This window comes from Streptomyces sp. NPDC057900 (assembly GCF_042887885.1).
Taxonomy (GTDB): domain Bacteria; phylum Actinomycetota; class Actinomycetes; order Streptomycetales; family Streptomycetaceae; genus Streptomyces.
The window spans coordinates 546,094-564,870 of sequence record NZ_JBHVOI010000003.1; the positions used below are offsets into that span (position 1 = coordinate 546,094).

General features: G+C 72.4%; 17 protein-coding genes. 11 read left to right on the forward strand and 6 right to left on the reverse strand.

The window, feature by feature from the left end; translation table 11 throughout:
• The first annotated feature begins 104 nt into the window (after positions 1-104).
• The gene (locus ACFVQ0_RS16780) at positions 105-380 is read left to right on the forward strand and encodes a hypothetical protein (RefSeq protein WP_390088619.1); all 276 of its coding nucleotides are present in this window, start codon (positions 105-107) and stop codon (positions 378-380) included.
• A gap of 25 nt (positions 381-405) precedes the next feature.
• On the opposite strand, the gene ACFVQ0_RS16785 is transcribed toward ACFVQ0_RS16780, so the two are convergent.
• A complete protein-coding gene (locus tag ACFVQ0_RS16785) occupies positions 406-1,605 on the reverse strand; it encodes an NAD(P)/FAD-dependent oxidoreductase (RefSeq protein ID WP_390088621.1) in 1,200 nt (399 codons plus the stop codon).
• A gap of 93 nt (positions 1,606-1,698) precedes the next feature.
• Positions 1,699-2,646 carry an RNA polymerase sigma-70 factor gene (locus ACFVQ0_RS16790; RefSeq protein ID WP_390088623.1) on the reverse strand — a complete coding sequence of 316 codons (948 nt, stop codon included), beginning with the start codon at positions 2,644-2,646 and terminating at the stop codon, positions 1,699-1,701.
• 81 nt (positions 2,647-2,727) lie between these two features.
• Here ACFVQ0_RS16790 and ACFVQ0_RS16795 point away from each other — a divergent pair, with 81 nt between their 5' ends.
• The 6 genes from ACFVQ0_RS16795 to ACFVQ0_RS16820 all read left to right on the forward strand — a co-directional run bounded on the left by ACFVQ0_RS16795 (position 2,728) and on the right by ACFVQ0_RS16820 (position 10,480).
• On the forward strand, positions 2,728-3,636 hold the full coding sequence (locus tag ACFVQ0_RS16795; protein WP_390088625.1) for a DUF2797 domain-containing protein: 909 nt from the start codon (positions 2,728-2,730) through the stop codon (positions 3,634-3,636).
• Positions 3,637-3,665: 29 nt separating this feature from the next.
• The gene (locus ACFVQ0_RS16800; RefSeq protein WP_390088628.1) at positions 3,666-4,541 is read left to right on the forward strand and encodes an amidohydrolase family protein; all 876 of its coding nucleotides are present in this window, start codon (positions 3,666-3,668) and stop codon (positions 4,539-4,541) included.
• 96 nt (positions 4,542-4,637) lie between these two features.
• Complete coding sequence (locus tag ACFVQ0_RS16805; RefSeq protein WP_311304338.1) at positions 4,638-5,378, forward strand: response regulator transcription factor; 741 nt, start codon at positions 4,638-4,640, stop codon at positions 5,376-5,378.
• On the forward strand, positions 5,371-6,960 hold the full coding sequence (locus ACFVQ0_RS16810; RefSeq protein WP_390088631.1) for a sensor histidine kinase: 1,590 nt from the start codon (positions 5,371-5,373) through the stop codon (positions 6,958-6,960). The genes ACFVQ0_RS16805 and ACFVQ0_RS16810 overlap by 8 nt, the downstream gene beginning before the upstream one ends.
• 26 nt (positions 6,961-6,986) lie before the next feature.
• Positions 6,987-8,333 carry a glycosyltransferase gene (locus ACFVQ0_RS16815; protein ID WP_390088633.1) on the forward strand — a complete coding sequence of 449 codons (1,347 nt, stop codon included), beginning with the start codon at positions 6,987-6,989 and terminating at the stop codon, positions 8,331-8,333.
• A complete protein-coding gene (locus ACFVQ0_RS16820; protein WP_390088635.1) occupies positions 8,330-10,480 on the forward strand; it encodes an ArnT family glycosyltransferase in 2,151 nt (716 codons plus the stop codon). The genes ACFVQ0_RS16815 and ACFVQ0_RS16820 overlap by 4 nt, the downstream gene beginning before the upstream one ends.
• A 3-nt stretch (positions 10,481-10,483) precedes the next feature.
• Here ACFVQ0_RS16820 and ACFVQ0_RS16825 read toward each other — a convergent pair whose 3' ends face one another.
• Positions 10,484-11,347, reverse strand: a complete 864-nt coding sequence (locus tag ACFVQ0_RS16825; protein WP_390088637.1) for an endonuclease/exonuclease/phosphatase family protein — start codon at positions 11,345-11,347, stop codon at positions 10,484-10,486.
• A 168-nt stretch (positions 11,348-11,515) separates the two neighbouring features.
• Here ACFVQ0_RS16825 and ACFVQ0_RS16830 point away from each other — a divergent pair, with 168 nt between their 5' ends.
• The 3 genes from ACFVQ0_RS16830 to ACFVQ0_RS16840 all read left to right on the forward strand — a co-directional run bounded on the left by ACFVQ0_RS16830 (position 11,516) and on the right by ACFVQ0_RS16840 (position 14,486).
• Positions 11,516-13,039 (forward strand): MFS transporter, encoded by a 1,524-nt coding sequence (locus ACFVQ0_RS16830; RefSeq protein ID WP_390088639.1) that lies wholly within the window; start codon positions 11,516-11,518, stop codon positions 13,037-13,039.
• A 104-nt stretch (positions 13,040-13,143) separates the two neighbouring features.
• Positions 13,144-13,914 carry a TetR/AcrR family transcriptional regulator gene (locus tag ACFVQ0_RS16835; RefSeq protein WP_390088641.1) on the forward strand — a complete coding sequence of 257 codons (771 nt, stop codon included), beginning with the start codon at positions 13,144-13,146 and terminating at the stop codon, positions 13,912-13,914.
• Positions 13,915-14,018: 104 nt separating this feature from the next.
• Positions 14,019-14,486 (forward strand): MarR family transcriptional regulator, encoded by a 468-nt coding sequence (locus tag ACFVQ0_RS16840; RefSeq protein ID WP_390088643.1) that lies wholly within the window; start codon positions 14,019-14,021, stop codon positions 14,484-14,486.
• A 6-nt stretch (positions 14,487-14,492) separates the two neighbouring features.
• Here the strand turns inward: ACFVQ0_RS16840 and ACFVQ0_RS16845 are convergent, their stop codons facing one another.
• From ACFVQ0_RS16845 to ACFVQ0_RS16855, 3 genes are read right to left on the reverse strand one after another with little or no spacing between them, the layout of a single operon-like run.
• On the reverse strand, positions 14,493-14,807 hold the full coding sequence (locus ACFVQ0_RS16845) for an SCO4225 family membrane protein (protein ID WP_390088645.1): 315 nt from the start codon (positions 14,805-14,807) through the stop codon (positions 14,493-14,495).
• Positions 14,808-14,837: 30 nt separating this feature from the next.
• Positions 14,838-15,518, reverse strand: a complete 681-nt coding sequence (locus tag ACFVQ0_RS16850; protein WP_390088647.1) for a response regulator — start codon at positions 15,516-15,518, stop codon at positions 14,838-14,840.
• Positions 15,515-17,893 carry a histidine kinase gene (locus ACFVQ0_RS16855; protein ID WP_390088649.1) on the reverse strand — a complete coding sequence of 793 codons (2,379 nt, stop codon included), beginning with the start codon at positions 17,891-17,893 and terminating at the stop codon, positions 15,515-15,517. The genes ACFVQ0_RS16850 and ACFVQ0_RS16855 overlap by 4 nt, the downstream gene beginning before the upstream one ends.
• A 288-nt stretch (positions 17,894-18,181) precedes the next feature.
• Here ACFVQ0_RS16855 and ACFVQ0_RS16860 point away from each other — a divergent pair, with 288 nt between their 5' ends.
• Positions 18,182-18,631: a DUF5707 domain-containing protein gene (locus ACFVQ0_RS16860; RefSeq protein ID WP_390088650.1), complete on the forward strand. Its 450-nt coding sequence runs from the start codon at positions 18,182-18,184 to the stop codon at positions 18,629-18,631.
• Positions 18,632-18,777: the final 146 nt, after the last annotated feature.

Here is an 18,777-nt window from a genome sequence, read left to right on the forward strand (position 1 = left end):
CAGCGGTCTCGGTACGACCCTGCCCCCGCAGGACCGGAGTTGAGCGGGAGAATCCGTACACCGGCCACGTCGGCAGGGACAACGAAAGAGACGAGGAAGAGCCCGTGAAGAGACAGGCCCCGCGCAGCGCTACGGCTTTGTACGCGACAGCCGCCACCTGCGCCGTCATAGGAGCTCTGCTGTGGCTGCGCAGCCGGACCGGCGCGGGGCCCACGTACTCCGGCCTGTACCTGTCCTCGCAGGACGCCGACAACTACAGCCCCTCGGCCTGGCGGGTGTGGTCATCCGTAGTGCCCGAGGAACGTCTTGGTATCTATCTCCTCGTGGTCGCGCTGGTACTGGCTCTGGGCGCGCGCCTGGTCGCCGTCTGGCGGGAATGAACCGCGCCGGGCGCGCCGCCCCGAGTCAGGCCTCGGCGTTGACGGCCGAGGGTTCCTGGATGTTCGCCCGTACGACCGGGCGGCGGCGGGACGGCATGCCGATGGTGGGGTTGGCGACGCCCCAGGCCGCGCCCTTGCAGACCAGTTCCTTGTAGAGGGCGGCGAGCCGTCCCGTCAGGGCTGCCCGGACCGAGCGGTCGTCGGCGGTGACGTACTGGATCAGGCCCTCCTTGCGGCCCAGCGAGATGCACTGGTTGAAGTAGCGGAGCGGGGTGTGCGGGGGCTTCGTGCCCGTCAGGCGGGCGGCGATGCCGTCGGCGGCCTGCCAGGCCGTGGGGATGCCGGAGGCGCAGGACATGCGCAGGGGTTTGTCGCCGGGGCCCATGGCCAGTGCGGCGTCGCCCACGGCGTACACGTCCGGGTGGGAGACCGAGCGCATGGCTCCGTCGACCACGATCCGGCCGGTGCCGGTGACTTCGAGGGCGGTGGCCCGCGCGATCGGGTGGACGGCGAAGCCCGTGGTCCAGACGGTGACCTCGGCCGGGATGGGCGTGCCGTCGGCGGTGGTGACGTGGTCGGGCCCGACGCCGGTGACGGCGGTGTTCTCGTGCACCGTGATGCCGAGCTTGTCGACCACGCGGCGCAGGTGCAGGCGGCCCTTGGGTGAGAGCCAGTCGCCCAGTGCGCCCCGGGCGGCGAGGGCGACGTCGAGGTCCGGGCGGGCCTCGGCGATCTCGGTCGCCGCCTCCAGTCCGGTGAGGCCGCCGCCGACGACGACCACGGGCCGGCCGGCCTCCAGGCGGGCCAGCCGTTCGCGCAGGCGGAGTGCGCCGGGGCGGCCGCTGATCTCGTGGGCGTGCTCGGCGGTGCCGGGGACGCCTTGGGGGTTCCAGCCGCTGCCGAGGGCGTACACGAGGGTGTCGTAGGCGAGTTCCTCCCGCACGCCGGCCGCGTCCGTGACGGCCACCGTCCTGCGGTCGACGTCGATGCCGGTGACCTTCGCGAGCTTCGGCTCGACCCCGGTTCCGGCGAACATCTCGCTGAAGGGCCGGGACTTGAGCTCCTGGCCGGTCGCCAGCTGGTGCATCCTGACCCGCTCGACGAAGTCGGGCTCGGCGTTGACGAGGGTGATGGAGACGTCTTCGCGGCGCAGCCGCCTGGCGAGGCGTCCGGCGGCGGTGGCTCCGGCGTATCCGGCTCCGAGGACGATGATTCGGTGCTGCATTTCCCTGCTCCTGTCTCGCGCGGGTTCGCCCCGTGAACCGGGCGGCCCGCCGTTTCCTGACAGGGAGAGGTGTGATGTGGGTCACATATGGTGCTAGAAGGCGGTGAACAGGGGGTCTCCGTGGTCGCCCGCGGCCGCCCAGTGCCGGGTCGCGCGTTCGAGCTTGTCCGGGTTGACCTGGTTGAGGATCGCGGTGATGCCCTCCGTGGTGATCTCCAGGCACATGATCCCGATGATCCGGCCCTCGAAGACCGCCACGATGGCGGGGGCGCCGTTGGCGGTCGTGACGTGGACCTCGGGCGAGCCGCCGACCAGGGCGCGCTTGGCCTTGCCGGGCTTGAACAGTCCCCGCATGAACGTGGCGACCGCGACGGCGCCCTCGAACGCCTTGGCGCGGGCCGGGACCTTCCCGCCGCCGTCACCGACGGAGACGGCGTCCTCGGTGAGCAGCCGCACGAGTGGCTCGGTCCGGCCGCTGGTGGCGGCGGCGAGGAACTCCCCGACGATCCGCCGGGCGGTCGCCCCGTCGACCTCGGTGCGGGTCCTGCCGTCTGCGACGTGCTTCTTGGCGCGGTGCAGGATCTGCTGGCAGGAGGCTTCGGTGAGGTCCAGGATCTCCGCGATCTCGCGGTGCCGGTAGCCGAAGGCCTCCCGGAGCACGTACACGGCCCGCTCGTTGGGGGAGAGGCGTTCCATGAGGACGAGCACCGCGTACGAGACCGATTCGCGCTGTTCCGCGGTGGCGGCGGGGCCGAGCATCGCGTCCCCGGCGAGCAGCGGTTCCGGCAGCCACTGGCCCACGTAGGTCTCGCGCCGGGCGCGGGCCGAGGTGAGCTGGTTGAGGCACAGGTTGGTGAGGACCTTCGTCAGCCACGCCTCGGGGACCTCGATACGGCCGACATCGGCGGCCTGCCAACGCAGGAACGTGTCCTGCACGGCGTCCTCCGCCTCGCTCGCGGAACCGAGGAGACGGTAGGCGATGGCCTCCAGGCGATGCCTTGAGGCCTCGAACCGCTCGACGTCGCTCGCGCTCAGTGGCATGGCCCGAATCCTAGACCCGCGCCCGGTGCCGGTGTCCGGTGCCCGCGCCCGGTGTCAGTGACCGGTCGTAGGGTTCCTCGCATGGAATGGCAGTGCACCGGGCTCCGGTGGCCGGAGGAACGGGGCGGTCCCGTGCTCGGGTGGCGGAAGGGGCGCGAGGTCCGGGGGAGCGTGCTGGCGTACGGGAGCGCGTTCGGGTTCCGTGCCGAGGGGGTACGCGGCTGCGCCGGGGCGCGGGGGAACGCGTGTCCGGTGGGGGCCGTGGTGCCCGCCCGGAGCACCGGGGGCCGGTGTCCCGAGTGCGGGCGGCTGGACCGGGCGCACTCCGTGGCGGCCGACACCATTCCCGATGACCCGCGCACCTACCGCGTGTACCTGGCCTGGTTCGGGCCCGCAATGGTGAAGGTGGGGATCACCGCGGAGGAGCGCGGCGCGGCCCGGCTGCGGGAGCAGGGGGCGGTGGTCTTCAGCTGGCTGGGGCGCGGTCCGCTGATGGCGGCGCGCCGGGCAGAGGAGCTGCTGCGGGCCGCGCTCGGGGTGCCGGACCGGATTCCGTACGCGCGGAAGCGGGCGGAGCGGGCGCGGCTGCCGGGGGCGGAGGAGCGGGCCGGTGAGGTGGCCGAGCTGTACGGGCGGGCCGTGGCGCTCGACGGGGGCGGCTGGCCGGAGGCGCTGGAGCGGCTGCCGTTCGAGGCCGTCGACCATGCGGGGATCTTCGGGATCGGGGCGGGGGCGGAAGCCGGTGATGGCGACCGCGACGGTGGCCTCGTTCGGGTGGTGACCGGGCTGGTGGGGGGCGGCGCGGTCGCGGGGCGGCTGGTCGCGGCGGCCGGGCCGGATCTGCACCTGGAGACCGCTGCGGACGGTGCCGTCGTCGTGGATACCCGGCTGATGACCGGCTGGGCGCTGGCGGCCGCCGGCCCGGGGGCCGGGGTGAGTGTGCCGACCACCGGCGTCGGGGGCGGTGTCTCACAGGACGGGCTGTTCTGAGATCGTCGGGGCGATCCGAGGAGGAGCGTATGGCTGACGAACGCGATGACGTGGTGCGGTTCTGGGAGCGGCTCGGGCTGCCCGGACTCATCGACGTCCACACGCACTTCATGCCGGAGAAGGTGCTGCGCAAGGTCTGGGCCTACTTCGACGCCGTCGGGCCGCTGACCGGGATGGAGTGGCCGATCACCTACCGGCAGGACGAGGACGAACGGCTCGCGCTGCTGCGTTCGTTCGGCGTGCTCCGGTTCACCTCGATGCTCTACCCGCACAAGGCGGGCATGGCGGCCTGGCTGAACGGCTGGGCGGCCGGGTTCGCGGAGCGGGTGCCCGACTGTCTGCACACCGCCACGTTCTTCCCGGAGGAGGGCGTGGAGGCGTACGTGACGCAGGCCCTCGAAGGGGGCGCGCGGGTCTTCAAGTCGCACCTCCAGGTAGGGGCGTACGACCCGAACGATCCGCTGCTGGACCCCGTGTGGGGGCTGCTCGCGGAGGCGGGCGTCCCGGTCGTCATGCACTGCGGGTCCGGGCCCGCCCCGGGGAAGCACACCGGGCCAGAGCCGGTGGGCCGGCTGCTCGCCAGGCATCCCCGGCTGCCGCTGATCGTGGCGCACATGGGGATGCCGGAGTACGCGGAGTTCCTGGCGCTCGCGGAGGCGTACCCGCGGGTGCGGCTCGACACGACGATGGCGTTCACCGACTTCACCGAGGGCTTCACCCCGTTCCCGGCCGTGGAACGGGGACGGCTGGCGGCGCTCGGGGACCGGATCCTGCTGGGGACGGACTTCCCGAACATCCCGTACCCCTACGCCCACCAGCTGCACGCCCTGGAGCGGCTGGAGCTCGGGGACGACTGGCTGCGGGCGGTCTGCCACGACAACGCGAAGGCGTTGTTCGACTGCTGAGCCGGCCGTCACCGGCCTTCGCGGTTCGCGGGCTTTCTCAGGGAATTCACAGAATCGGAAAAGAACTCTCTCAGGGGCGTCTCACAGGGTGGGGCCATGACGACGACGACCTCGCCCCAGGGGCGTACCGAACTGCTCAGGCCGGACCACAGCCCCGTCCGGGTCCTGGTCGTGGACGACGAGGCTCCGCTCGCCGAGCTGCTCTCCATGGCGCTGCGCTACGAGGGCTGGGAGGTGCGCAGCGCGGGGGACGGTGCCGGTGCCGTGCGTACCGCCCGTGACTTCAGGCCCGACGCGGTGGTCCTCGATGTGATGCTTCCCGACACGGACGGGCTCTCCGTCCTCGGCAGGCTGCGCCGGGAGCTCTCGGACGTACCGGTGCTGTTCCTGACCGCGCGGGACTCCGTCGAGGACCGGATCGCCGGGCTCACGGCGGGCGGCGACGACTACGTCACGAAGCCGTTCAGCCTGGAGGAGGTCGTGGCGCGGCTGCGCGGGCTGATCCGGCGCTCGGGCACGGCGGCGGTGCGCAGCGAGTCGACGCTCGCCGTCGGGGACCTGCTGCTGGACGAGGACAGCCATGAGGTGAGCCGGGGCGGTGCCAACATCCACCTCACGGCCACCGAGTTCGAGCTGCTGCGATTCCTGATGCGCAACCCGCGCCGGGTGCTGAGCAAGGCTCAGATCCTGGACCGGGTCTGGAACTACGACTTCGGCGGCCAGGCCAACGTCGTCGAGCTGTACATCTCCTACCTGCGCAAGAAGATCGACGCGGGCCGGACGCCGATGATCCACACCCGGCGCGGGGCGGGGTATCTCATCAAGCCCGGTGAGTAGCCGTACGGGCCGGCCGTGGACGCTGCGGACCCGGCTCGTCGTCTCCGCGGTGTCGCTGATCGCGGTCGTCGCGGCCGTCATCGGCTCGGTCACCGCCATCGCCTTCCACAGCTACATGTACGGGAAGCTCGACGACCAGCTGCGCGATATCGCGCTCCGGGCCGAGCACCTGCCCGGAGCGCCCGTTCCGGGTGTTCCGGGTGTTCCGGGCGGGCTCAAGAACAAGCAGCCGCTGGGCTTCATAGGGGTCGGCGGCCAGCCGCTCAAGACGTTCGGCGCCGTCCTCAAGGACGGGGCCGTCACCTCCTCGCTGGTCGTGAAGGCGGGCCGGCCGGAGGCGCAGCCGAGCAACGAGCCGCTGACCGGCGCCCAGAGGGACGTCCTGGAGTCGGCCGGGGTCCGCGCGGACCGGCACGCGCACGATGTCGAGCTGCCCGGCCTCGGCGGCTACCGGGTGGAGGCCGTCCTCATGAGCGACGGCACGACCGTGCTCGTGGGCATCCCCACCGCCGAGGTGAGCAAGGCGCTCAGCACCCTGATCCTCGTCGAGGTCTGCGTGACCGCGGCCGGGCTCGTCGCCGCCGGGATCGCGGGCGCCGCCATGGTCACGGTCGCCCTGCGCCCGCTGCGCCGGGTGGCCGCGACCGCGACCCGGGTCTCCGAGATACCGCTGCACAGCGGCGAGGTCGCCCTGTTCGAGCGGGTCCCGGGGGCGGAGGCCGATCCGCGTACCGAGGTCGGCCAGGTCGGCGCGGCCCTCAACCGGATGCTGGGCCACGTCGGTTCGGCCCTGGACGCGCGGCAGAAGAGCGAGATGCGGGTCCGCCGGTTCGTCGCGGACGCCAGCCACGAGCTGCGCACCCCGCTCGCCTCGATCCGGGGATACGCCGAACTGACCCGGCGCGGCCGCGAGGACACCGGCCCCGACACCCGGCACGCGCTGGGCCGGATCGAGTCGGAGGCGGAACGCATGACGGGCATGGTGGAGGATCTGCTGCTGCTCGCCCGGCTCGACGCCGGACGGCCGCTCAGTTACGAGAGCACCGATCTCTCACCGCTCGTCGTGGACGCGGTGAGCGATGCCAGGGCCGCGGGCGGGACGGCCCCCGGACCGGGCGACCCGGGCCCGGCCCACCACTGGCGCCTCGACCTGCCCGAGACGCCCGCGACCGTACGGGCGGACCCGACCAGGATCCAGCAGGTGCTGGTCAACCTGCTGGCCAACGCCCGTACGCACACCCCGCCCGGGACGACGGTCACGGCCAGGGTGCGGGCGGGGGACGGGAGTTCCCGGGTGACGCTGGAGGTCTGCGACGACGGGCCCGGCATCCCGCCGGAGCTGCTGCCGCACGTCTTCGAGCGGTTCGCGCGCGGGGACGCCTCGCGCTCCCGGCACGCCGGGTCGACGGGGCTCGGGCTCGCCATCGTGCAGGCCGTCGTCGCCGCGCACGACGGTCTCGTCGAGGTGCGTTCGGTGCCGGGCGACACGGTGTTCGCCGTCCATCTGCCGGTGGAACCGGTCCGCGCGGACGCGAAACCGTTCCACTCACAGCGCGACCACAGGCTCAGCACACAGGCGTGACAGGGCGGTTGGCGAGTGTCGGTGCCATGCGAACCGACACTCCCTGGAGCGCCCTGCCGGCCCGGGACCACCTCCTGGCGGGCGAGGCCGATGCGGCAGGTGCCCCCGTCCTCGATGTGGTGGTACCCGTCTACAACGAGGAGAAGGACCTCGAACCGTGCGTGCTGCGGCTGCACGACCATCTCGCGCGCACCTTCCCGTACGCCTTCCGGATCACCGTCGCGGACAACGCGAGCACCGACCGGACACCGGAGGTGGCGCGGCGGCTCGCGCGGACGCTTCCCGGGGTGCGGTCGTACCGGCTGGAGGAGAAGGGGCGGGGGCGGGCCCTGCGGACCGTCTGGTCGCACTCCGACGCGCCGGTCCTCGCCTACATGGACGTGGACCTCTCCACCGACCTGAACGCGCTGCTCCCGCTGGTCGCCCCGCTGATCTCCGGCCACTCGGACCTGGCCATCGGCTCGCGTCTCGCCCGCAGTTCGCGGGTGGTGCGGGGGACGAAGCGGGAGTTCATCTCGCGGGCGTACAACATCATCCTGCGCTCGTCGCTCGCCGCCCGGTTCAGCGACGCGCAGTGCGGGTTCAAGGCGATCCGCCGCGAGGTCGCGCAGCGGCTGCTGCCGATGGTCGAGGACACCGGCTGGTTCTTCGACACCGAGCTGCTGGTGCTCGCGGAGCGGGCCGGGCTGCGCATCCACGAGGTGCCGGTCGACTGGGTGGACGACCCCGATTCGACCGTCCACATCGTGCGGACCGCGACCGAGGACCTGAAGGGCGTCTGGCGCGTCGGGCGGGCGCTGGCCGTCGGCGCGCTGCCGCTGGACCGGCTGGCCCGGCCCTTCGGCGACGACCCGCGCGACCGGGGGATCGGCGGGGTACCGCGCGGACTGGCCAGGCAGCTGGTCGGGTTCTGTGTCGTGGGGGCCCTCTCGACCCTCTTCTACCTGGGCCTGTACTCGCTCTTCCGGCTGGGCGTCGGGCCGCAGTCGGCCAACGGCGGCGCGCTGCTGGTCTCCGCCGTCGCCAATACGTCGGCCAACCGGAGGCTCACCTTCGGCGTACGCGGCCGGGGCGGGGCCGTACGCCACCAGGCTCAGGGGCTCGTGGTCTTCGCCATCGGCCTCGCTCTGACCAGCGGCTCGCTGGCCGCCCTGGGCGCGGCCTCCGGATCGCCGTCCCACTCCACCGAACTCGCCGTGCTGATCGCGGCCAATCTCGCGGCTACCGTACTGCGCTTCCTGCTCTTCCGCGCCTGGGTCTTCCCGGACCGCGACCGGGGCGGTGACAGGGGCGGTGACCGGAGCGGCGACGCGCCCCGCCCGTCCGCCGGTCCCGACGACGCCAACCACCACGAACTGAGGAACGCCCGATGACCACGCTCGACCATCTCCCGGCACCGCCCCGGAGCGCGGCGGGCCACCCGTCCCCCGGCCGCTCGCTGGTGCGCCGCGCCTGGCGGGGCCGCCCGGAGGACCCCAGCTGGGCGCGGCCCGCCTTCCTCTGCATGCTGCTTGTCATCACAGCGGCCTACCTGTGGAACCTCAGCGCCTCCGGTTACGCCAACTCCTTCTACTCCGCCGCCGCGCAGGCCGGCAGCCGGAGCTGGAAGGCCTTCTTCTTCGGCTCGCTGGACTCGGCCAACGCCATCACCGTCGACAAGCCCCCGGCGACCCTGTGGCCGATGGCCCTGTCGGTGCGGGTGTTCGGCCTCGGCTCCTGGGCGATCCTGTTCCCGCAGGTGCTGATGGGCGTCGCGACGGCCGGGGTGCTGTACGCCTCCGTACGGCGCCGCTTCACCGCCGCCGCGGGGCTCATCACCATGGCGGTGTTCGCGCTGACGCCCGTCGCCGCGCTGATGTTCCGCTTCAACAACCCGGACGCGCTGCTCGCGCTGCTGATGACCGTGACCGTCTACTGCGTGCTGCGCGCGATGGAGGACGGCCGCACCAAGTGGCTGGTCTGGGCGGGTGTCGCGGTCGGTCTGGCGTTCCTGTCCAAGACGCTCCAGGCCTTCTTGATCCTGCCGCCGCTGGCGGTGCTGTACGCGGTTTTCGCGCCGGTCTCCGTACGCAGGAGGTTCGGCCAGCTGGGGCTCTCGGCGCTGGCGATGCTGGTCGCGGGCGGCTGGTGGGTGGCGATCGTCGAGCTGTGGCCCGCCTCCTCGCGCCCGTACATCGGCGGCTCGCAGAACAACTCGTTCCTTGAACTGACCTTCGGCTACAACGGACTCGGCAGGATCAACGGCGACGAGACCGGCAGCGTCGGCGGCGGGGGCGGTCCCGGTGGCGGCGCGGGCGGTCAGTGGGGCGAGACCGGGATCGGCCGGATGTTCAATTCCGAGATCGGCAGCCAGATCTCCTGGCTGCTGCCCGCCGCGCTGATCCTGCTGGCCGCGGGCGTGTGGCTGACCCGGCGGGCGAAGAGGACGGACCCGGTCCGGGCGGCCTTCCTCGCCTGGGGCAGCTCGCTGCTGATGACGGCGGGCGTGTTCAGCTTCATGGCCGGGATCTTCCACCAGTACTACACGGTGGCCCTGGTCCCCTACATCGCGGCGCTGATCGGCATGGGCGTCTCGGTGCTGTGGGAGGAACGGTCCCGCTGGTGGGCGGGGGCGACGCTCGCGCTGACGGTGGCGGTGACGGCGTGGTGGGCGTACGTGCTGCTGGGGCGGGCCCCGGACTACCTGCCGTGGCTGCGTACGGCGGTCCTGGCCGCCGGGCTGCTGGGCGCGGTCGGCCTGCTGTTCGCCGCCCGGCTGGGGCGTCAACTGGCGCTCGTCGCGGTGGGGCTGGGCTTCGCCGCCTCACTGGCCGGGCCGGTCGCGTACACCCTGAACACCCTGAACACCGGGCACCAGGGCTCCATCGTGACGGCCGGCCCGTCCGCCGGCGGGATGGGCGGATTCGGCGGCGGTGGCGGCCGGGGCGGACCTGGCGGCGGTCCCGGCGGCGGCCCCGGTGGCGGTCCCGGCGGTGCAATGCGGCCCCCGACCGGCAACCAGCCGGGTACAGGCGCAGGTACGGGTACGGGCACGGGCGCGGGGATGCCGTCCACGGGCGGCGGGCAGCAGCCCGGCGGTATGCCCGGTATGCCCGGCGCGGGGGAACGCTTCCGCGGTGGCGGTGGCGGTATGGGCGGGCTGCTCAACGGCGCGTCCGTCGACGCGGCGGCCAGGAAGCTGCTGACGGCCAACGCCGACGACTACACCTGGAGCGCCGCGGCCATCGGCTCGCAGAACGCCGCCAGCTACCAGCTCGCCACCGGTGACCCGGTGATGGCGATCGGCGGGTTCAACGGCAGCGACCCGTCCCCGACGCTCTCCCAGTTCAAGAAGTACGTCGAGGACGGCCGCATCCACTACTTCATCTCCAGCGGCGGCGGCGGCATGGGTGGCATGGGCGGCGACAGCGGTACCTCGTCGAAGATCTCCGCCTGGGTGGAGGCCAACTTCAAGAAGGTCACCGTGGGCAGCGCCACCTTCTACGACCTGACCCGGCCGGAGACGGAGAGTGCCGGCTGAGGCTCAGCGCCGCAGCAGCAGGTCCGCGACGACGGGGCGGTGGTCGGAGGCGAGAGTCTCGGCCACCGCCGCGTCGCGCACCCGGACCGTGTCCCTGGACACCGCCACGTAGTCGATCCGCTGCACCGGGTCCTCGGCCGGGAAGGTCGGGGCGCCCGGTTCGACGTCCGTCAGCTCCTCCCACAGCGGGGCCAGCTCCGGAGCGGCCGGGGCCGCGTTGAAGTCGCCGAGCAGGATCTGCCGCACTGGACCCCGCTCCTCCTTCCGGTCCTCGGCCATGATCCGGCGGGTGTCGGCCACCTGGGCGATCCGTACGGACGGGTCGCCGCGGTAGTCGAGGTGCGTCGCGTAGACGTGCACGGGCAGCCCCTTCACCCGCAGCACCACCTCACCGAAGCCGGGCCCGGGGGCCGGTACGGGGTTCGGGTCCTGGGTGGAGAGCCGGGTGATGTCGTGGTTCTCGGCGGCGACGACGCGGTACCGGGACAGCACCGCCACCCCGAACTCGCGGCGCGGCGCCCCGGGCGTCGTCGGATCGAGGCTGTAGATCGGGGCGAACGACACCCGCATGCCGAGCCGCCGGCCCAGCTCGCCCGCGAGGTCCCGCCACTCGCTGCGCGCGTCCCAGTGGACGTCGACCTCCTGGAGCCCGATGACGTCCGCGTGCAACGAGCGGAGCTCGGCCACCTGCCGGTCGAGATCGAATACGTTGTCCATGCCCGCACCCGCGTGGATGTTGTACGTGGCGACACGCAGGGGCACAGAGCGCTCCTGACCGTGCCCGGCGGCCGTCGCAGGGGGCGCGAGCGCCGCCCCCAACAGGCCTGCTGCAAGCAGGACTTCCACCGTACGACGACGCAGTGACATATCACTCCAGCCCTTGTCGGATCAGCGATCGGCACCGTACCGCGGGAAAGTCGGTTGTAGGCCGCGAAAGGGTAGCTATACGGTGTACAACCGATTCCCTGTACACCGTATAGGGACCTGATCGAACGCCCTGACCGAACACCCACGACCGAACGCCCGGGAGTCCGAATGACGGCGTCCGCCGCCGAGCAGAACCACCTCTCGCAGACGAGCCATCCGCAGCGCTGGCTGATCCTCGGAGTCATCTGCCTCGCCCAGCTCACCGTCGTACTCGACAACACCGTCCTCAACATCGCGATCCCCTCGCTCACCCGCGAACTGAACGCCTCCACCGCCGATGTGCAGTGGATGATCAACGCCTACTCGCTCGTCCAGTCGGGCCTGCTGCTGACCGCCGGGAGTTCGGCCGACCGCTACGGCCGCAAGAAGATGCTGATCGCCGGGCTCGCCCTCTTCGGCATCGGTTCGCTGGTGGCCGGGCTCGCCCAGACCTCCGCGCAACTGATCGCCGCACGGGCCGGGATGGGCATCGGCGGGGCGCTCCTGATGACGACCACGCTGGCCGTCGTCGTCCAGATCTTCGACGACACCGAGCGGGTGAAGGCGATCGGCATCTGGTCGACCGTCGGCTCGTTCGGATTCGCGGTCGGCCCGCTGATCGGCGGGGTCATGCTCGACCACTTCTGGTGGGGCGCGATCTTCCTGGTCAACATCCCGGTCGCGGTGCTCGGGCTGGTGGCCGTGGCGCGGCTGGTGCCGGAGTCCAGGAGCGGTACCGGGGACCGCCCCGACCTGCTCGGCGCGCTGCTCTCCACCATCGGCATGGCCTCGGTCGTCTACGCGATCATCTCCGGTCCCGGGCACGGCTGGACCTCCGGTCAGGTGCTGCTGACCGCGTTCACCGGGGTCGCCGTCCTCACCGGATTCGTGCTCTGGGAGCTGCACATCCCGTATCCGATGCTGGACATGCACTTCTTCCGGAACCAGCGGTTCGTCGGCGCGGTCGCGGGCGCGATCCTGGTCGCGTTCGGGATGGGCGGCTCGCTGTTCCTGCTCACCCAGCAGCTCCAGTTCGTCCTCGGTTACGGGCCGCTGGAGGCCGGTCTGCGGACGGCTCCGCTGGCGGTGAGCGTCATCGTGCTCAACCTCGCCGGACTGGGCGCCCGGCTGCTGCCCAGGCTCGGCACGCCCGTCACCATCGCCTCCGGGATGGGGCTGCTCGCCGCCGGTCTGGCCTCGATCGCGCTGCTCGGCGGCAGCGGTTACGGGGGCCTGCTGTTCGGGCTGGTCGTGATGGGCGCGGGCATCTCGCTCGCCGCGCCCGCCATGGCCAACGCGATCATGAGCGCGATCCCGCCGGAGAAGGCGGGCGTAGGCGCCGGGGTCAACGGCACTCTCGCGGAATGCGGCAACGGCCTCGGGGTCGCGGTGCTCGGCGCGGTGCTGAACTCCCGGTTCTCCGCTCTCGTCCCGACGGCCGTGGGCGCCGCCTCGCTGCCCGCCGCGCTGGCCGCCGCGAGCGGCGCGGGGGAGCGGCAGCGCATCACGGACGCCTTCGCCTCCGGCCTGGAGGCGAGCCAGCTGACCGGTGCGGTGGCGGTGCTGGTGGGCGGACTGCTGGCCGCGGTGCTGCTGCGCCGTGCGGAGCGGGGAGAATCGGCGCAGGCTGATACTGCCGCGGCGGCGGCATAGCATCGGGCGGGACGTTGCGGACCGTACGACTCCGGTTTTTGGACGCGGAGTGGGAATGGGGTACGTATCCGGTTCGTCCCGCCGGCGAGACGAGGGAGTGCACCATGGTGTCCGCGGCCGATCGCGTGAAGAACCCTGCCAGGACCAGTGTGTGGCTCGACAGCAGGTCACGGACGCGCAGCCGGAAGTCCGATCAGCCGGCCGGCCTCGACCGGGAGAGGATCACGGCGGCGTCGGTCCGGCTGCTGGACGCCGAGGGCCTCGCCAAGTTCTCCATGCGTCGTCTGGCCGCCGAGCTGAACGTGACGGCGATGTCCCTCTACTGGTACGTCGACACCAAGGACGACCTGCTGGAACTGGCCCTGGACTCGGTCTTCGCCGAGATCGGGCCCCCGCGCGCGGACTCCGACTGGCGCGACCGGCTGCGCGAACTGGCCACCAGTTACCGGAGCATGCTCGTCCGGCACACCTGGGCGTCCGCGCTGGCCGGTAACTTCCTGAACATCGGCCCGCACTCGCTGCTGTTCTCGTACGCCATGCAGGACGCCGTCCGGGCCACCGGGCTGCCGCTCAGGCATCAGACGGGCGCGATGTCGGCGGTCTTCCAGTTCGTGTACGGGTTCGGCACCATCGAGGGCCATGTCGTGCAGCGTTCCGCGGACGCGGGACTCAGCCAGGACGAGTTCTACCGGCAGGCACTGGGCACGATCCGCACCCAGCCGCAGCTGAAGGAGCTGATGGCGGCCTCGCAGAGCCTGATCGAGGCGCGCGGCGGTGACACCGTGGAGGAGATGCGAGAGCGCGACTTCACCTTCGCCCTCGACCTGCTGATCGCGGGCATCGAGGCGATGCGCGCCCGCGGCGACAGCTCCTGAGGGCTCTCGCCCAGTTGACCTCAATCATGCTTGAGGTTCTACGGTCTCCTCATGGCTCGCGGGGCGTGCAGGCTCCGCACCGAAACGCCTGGAGGGGCAACCTCATGACGACCCAGCAGATCTCCGACGCCGAACTGGCCGGGCAGCCCGCCGCCTACTGGACCGGTCTCGCCTACGAGGCGCTGATCGCGCGGACCCGTGCTCAGATAGCGGAAAGGGGCTACACCCAGCCCCAGTTCTGGCTGCTCCGCAACCTGTCGGAGAACGACATCTCACCCGACGGCGAGGGAATGACCCTCCCCGAACTCCGGGCCGCCATGACCTCCTACATCCGGCCGGAGGACGATCTGGCGGCGGAGGCCGAGGTACTCCTTGAGCGCGGCCGGCTGACCCGGGACACCGAGGACCGTCTGTGGCTCACCGAGGACGGGGAACAGGCCCGCCTCGACCTCGCGCGCAATGCGCCCGCGATCCGTGAAGTCCTCCACAAGGACATCGAAGACGCCGACTACGTGACCACGTTGAAGGTGCTTCAGCAGTTCATCCGCAATGCGGGCGGCACGGCCGTCTGACAGCCCTCAGGGCGTGCGACCGCCGCGACGCAGTGCGCGGGTGCACCAGCCGATGACCGCCGCGTTGACCGCTGCCCCGAAGACGATGGCGGCGATGAACATGACGGCGTTGTCCGGCAGGACGAGGAACACGAGGCTGCCGGGTGCGGTCGCGAGAGCGGGGATGACGCCGGCCATGGACTCGTCCGAGCTGTCCACGGCGGTCACCACCAGTGCCCACGCGAGCAGGACGGCGCAGAGCCCGAGGTAGACGAGGCCGACGACGCCGAAGTGGTCGCGCAGTCGGCGTGGGACGGACCGGCGGGTATCGGTAGCGGTCACGGGATTGACCTCCTTGGTTCGCCTGGATGGTCAGAGGGGGGTGCCGGGCGGGTTCGGGCGGGCGAGGCCGAGGTCGTAGGCGAGGATCGTCGCCTGCACGCGGTCACGCAGGCCGAGCTTGCGGAGCAGCGCGTTCACGTGTGACTTCACGGTGCCCACGGTGATGCCGAGCCGGTCGGCGATCTCCGCGTTGGTGAGTCCGGCCGCGACCAGGGTGAGGACGCCCCGCTGGCTGCCGGTCAGGCTGTCCAGTCCGGGGTAGCTCCCGGCCGGGACCGCGGCGGGTGGTCCGGCTGCGAAGTGGCCGATGAGGCGGCGGGTCGCGGAGGGGGCGAGCACGCTCTCGCCGGCCGCCACCTGCCTTATGCCGTCCAGCAGTTGGGAGGGATGTACGTCCTTGAGGAGGAAACCGGAGGCCCCGGCACGCAGCGCCTCGAAGACGTACGCGTCGAGGTCGAAGGTGGTCAGCACGAGTACGCGGGGCGCGTTCTCCTGTCCGGTGATGATGCGGGTGGCGGCGATGCCGTCCAGTTCGGGCATGCGTACGTCCATGACGACCACGTCGGGAGCCAGCTCCTCGGCCAGCCGCACCGCGGCCGCGCCGTCGGCGGCCTCGCCGACGACGGTCATGTCCTCCTCGGCGTCGATCACGGCGGCGAACCCCGCCCGCACGATGCCCTGGTCGTCGGCGACCAGCACGTTGAGGCTCATCGATGTGTCTCCTCGTTGTCCGGCACGACGGCGAGTGGCAGCCGGAGGTGGACCGTCCCTCGCGGGCCGGTGGTCAGGGTGCCGCCGACCGCCGCGATCCGCGTGGCCAGCCGTTCCCGTACGGCGGGGTCGGCGGCCCGGCGCACCCCCGTGGCCGTGAGCGTCAGCGTATCTTTCGCCACGTCGAGTTCGAGCGTCGCGGGCTCCTCGCCGCCCGCCGACAGCACCGTTTCCGCGGCGCGGTAGGCGGCCAGGTCGACGGCGATGGGCAGCCGGTCAGGTACCCGCTCTGTGACCCGTATCTCGATGTCGCGCCCGGTCGAACGGAGTTGGTGGGCGAGGAGGTCGAGCGCCTGGAGGGTGGGCTGTGGCCGCAGTCCGGGCTCCGTCTCGCCGTCCCGGACGGTGTCGAGCAGGGCGCGCATCGCGGCCAGGGCCTCGCGGGCGCGGTTCGCCGTCGCGTCGAGCCGGCCCGCCTGCGCGTCGGCGACCATGTCGGCGGTGCGGGCCAGCACCGTGGTTTCGAGACCGGTGGCGATCCGGCGGCGCTCCGTCCACGCGTCGCGGACGGCCTCCTCGGTCCAGGCGGCGAAGCGTTCGCCGTCGGCCAGGCGGTCGTGTCGTCGGCGCCGGGCGCGGCGGAGTCCGACGAGGTGGGCCGCGATGCCCATGAGGGTCGCGCCCACCGCGGTCCCCGCGACGACGGCCCAGACGGGCACGGCCGTACCCCGGTCCAGGACCGCGGCGGTGGCGGCCGCGGTGTGCACCAGCACCGTGAGGAGGGTGGCCGTGACGTGGCCGTGGGCCGGCGGGCGCTCGTCGCCCCCGCGCGCATGGGGGACCGTCATCGCGGCGGACCCGGACTTCGGCACGGCTCCGCGCCCCTTGCGGGGCGTCGCGATCCGGGCCGGCCCCATCGCGAGGGCCGCGCTCGTGACCAACAGGCTCAGCGCGGGAGGGAGGAGGACCGGGCCTCCGTAGTCCCCCACCGCCATCGCCACCGGATACAACAGTGCCGACCCCAGCAGCATCCCGTACGCCGTCCGAGGCGCCTTCCCCAGCCGGAGCAGGGCCATCGCCTGGCCCGCCGCCAGCAGGGCGAAGAGGCCACCGGCGGACGGCGTTCCGCTCGACACGTCCTCGGCCCGGATGACCAGGGCGGGGAGCAGCGGCTGCAGGACCAGGCCCATCGCCGCCACCACCTGTGCCGCTCGGTAGGCCCTCGGCGTGGACGGCTCCGCCTTCGCGACCGTCCGGCCCGGCAGTTCCGCCCGCACCTCCCAACCGCCGTCAGCTGTCGGGCCGCTGTGCACCGTGCCGCCCGCCTCCCGTGCGCGGGAGCGCAGGAACCCCTGTCCGCGGCCGCCGCCGAGTCCCGCACCGTGCGCCACCGCACCGGCCGCCGGGCGCGTGCTCGTGACCACGACGTCGGTGCGGGTGTCGCCGTACCGGCACAGCACCCTCGTATGCGCGCCGGGGGCATACCGGGCCACGTTGGTCAGGGCCTCGCGCACGATGCCGTACGCCGCGTCCGCGACGGCTCCTTCCGGCAGGGGGGCGATCTCGCAGTCCACCCGCTGGTCCAGCCGCCGGAACCCGGCGACCAGGTCCAGGAGCCGTTCCTCCGGTGACGGCGCACTCCCCTGGGAGGGGGACGGCGCCCGTACCGCGCCGAGTGCGCGGGTGACCTCGCCGCCGGTCTCGACCGCGAACGCCAGCGCCTCTTCGGCGAGCTCGGGGCGGCGGTCGCGCAACCCGAGGGCGGCCCCCGCCGTGACCACCACGGCTGTCAGGTGGTGGGCGCTCACGTCGTGCAATTCCCGCTCCATGCGCCGACGTTCGACCGCGGGAAGCCGGTGCCGCTCGAACTCGGCCCGCTTCAGCAGCTGTTCGGCCGCCCGCCGTGCGCGACGGGTTCGCCGCACGAGCAGCCCGGCACCGCACGCGGCGGCATACAGCAGTGCGGTCAGGACGATGTCGAGCCCGTTGCGGTCGCTGAGTCCGTGCAGGCTGATCCCCTGGAGGAGCTGCCAGGCGGCAAGCGCCACCACGCACGTCACGGCGGTGAAGGCGTCGCGTCCGCTCGCCACGGTGAACAGTGCCAGCGCGACACCCGCGGTCCCGAGCACCGCCACCGCCCCGGCGGGCAGCGGCCCGGCGCCCAGCGCGCAGGCGGCGGCGACGACGACCAGGGCGGCCACCGGGCGGGTACGCCGCAGGACGAGCGCGGCCGTCACCACGCCGGCGACCATGGCCGCCACGAGAAGAGCGGACGCGGGTGGTACGGCTCCGCGCAGCAGCGGCACCCCGGGCCACACCGCGGCCTGGGCGCAGATCAGCAGGACCGGGATCAGCCGGTCGTCGGTTCGGTTCATGTCGGATCGAGGCTATGGCCGAAGGCGCCCGTCCCGCCTCGGGCCGGAGGCGGATGACGGCCTCTTACCTGGGTTGCAGATCCTCTACCTGTGGTTCGACGGGCCAATCGTCCTGGAGCGCGAGGACGGCGCCGTGGTCCCGGCCATAGGCTCGATCACATCGAGAACGCGGTCGGCCACCGCTTCTACGACTCCTCGTGGGCCCGCCCCTGTCAGCGGTGCTCCCAGGCTCTTCCACGCAGTCCAGCTTTCCCATCCAGCTTTCCCACGCACATAAGGAGATCTCTCATGTCCAAGCGCGTTCTCTTCTCGTCGCTCATCGCCGCGGTCGCCGTCGGCGCGGCGTCCTACGGCAGCCTCGCCCTGGCCTCGACCCCCACGGAACCGACCCTGGAGCACGGATCGGCTCGCTATACGGCTCCGTCCGGCAGCAGCGCCGGCTCGTTCACCTACACCGTGGACGTGAGCGACGATTCGGGCATCAGCGGCCTCAAGGTCCTTGCCTGGCCCGCGAGTTCGCACCTCGACCCGACCGAGGCGGAGCTTCGTCGGACGGAGAGCGCGAAGTGCGTGAACACCTCGGACGGGACCGCCCGCTGCGTCTACTCGATGAAGGTGACGAAGCAGGACACGGCCGACCTGCCCAAGGGCACCTGGTACATCTCGGCACTGGCGACGGCCAAGGACGGGGGCAAGACGTTCGTGCCCCGCGCCGCCACGTTCGACGTCACACGCTGATACGCGGCGGAACCGCCGTTCGGTAGTGGGGCGGTCTGCCGGAAGCGCTTCCGGCAGAGCGCGCCCCCGAGACAGGGGCCGTACCCCGGGCCCCCCGCGGGCAGAGGGCCCGGGGCGGCGGCGCGGGCGGGGGCGCGGCCCCGGGC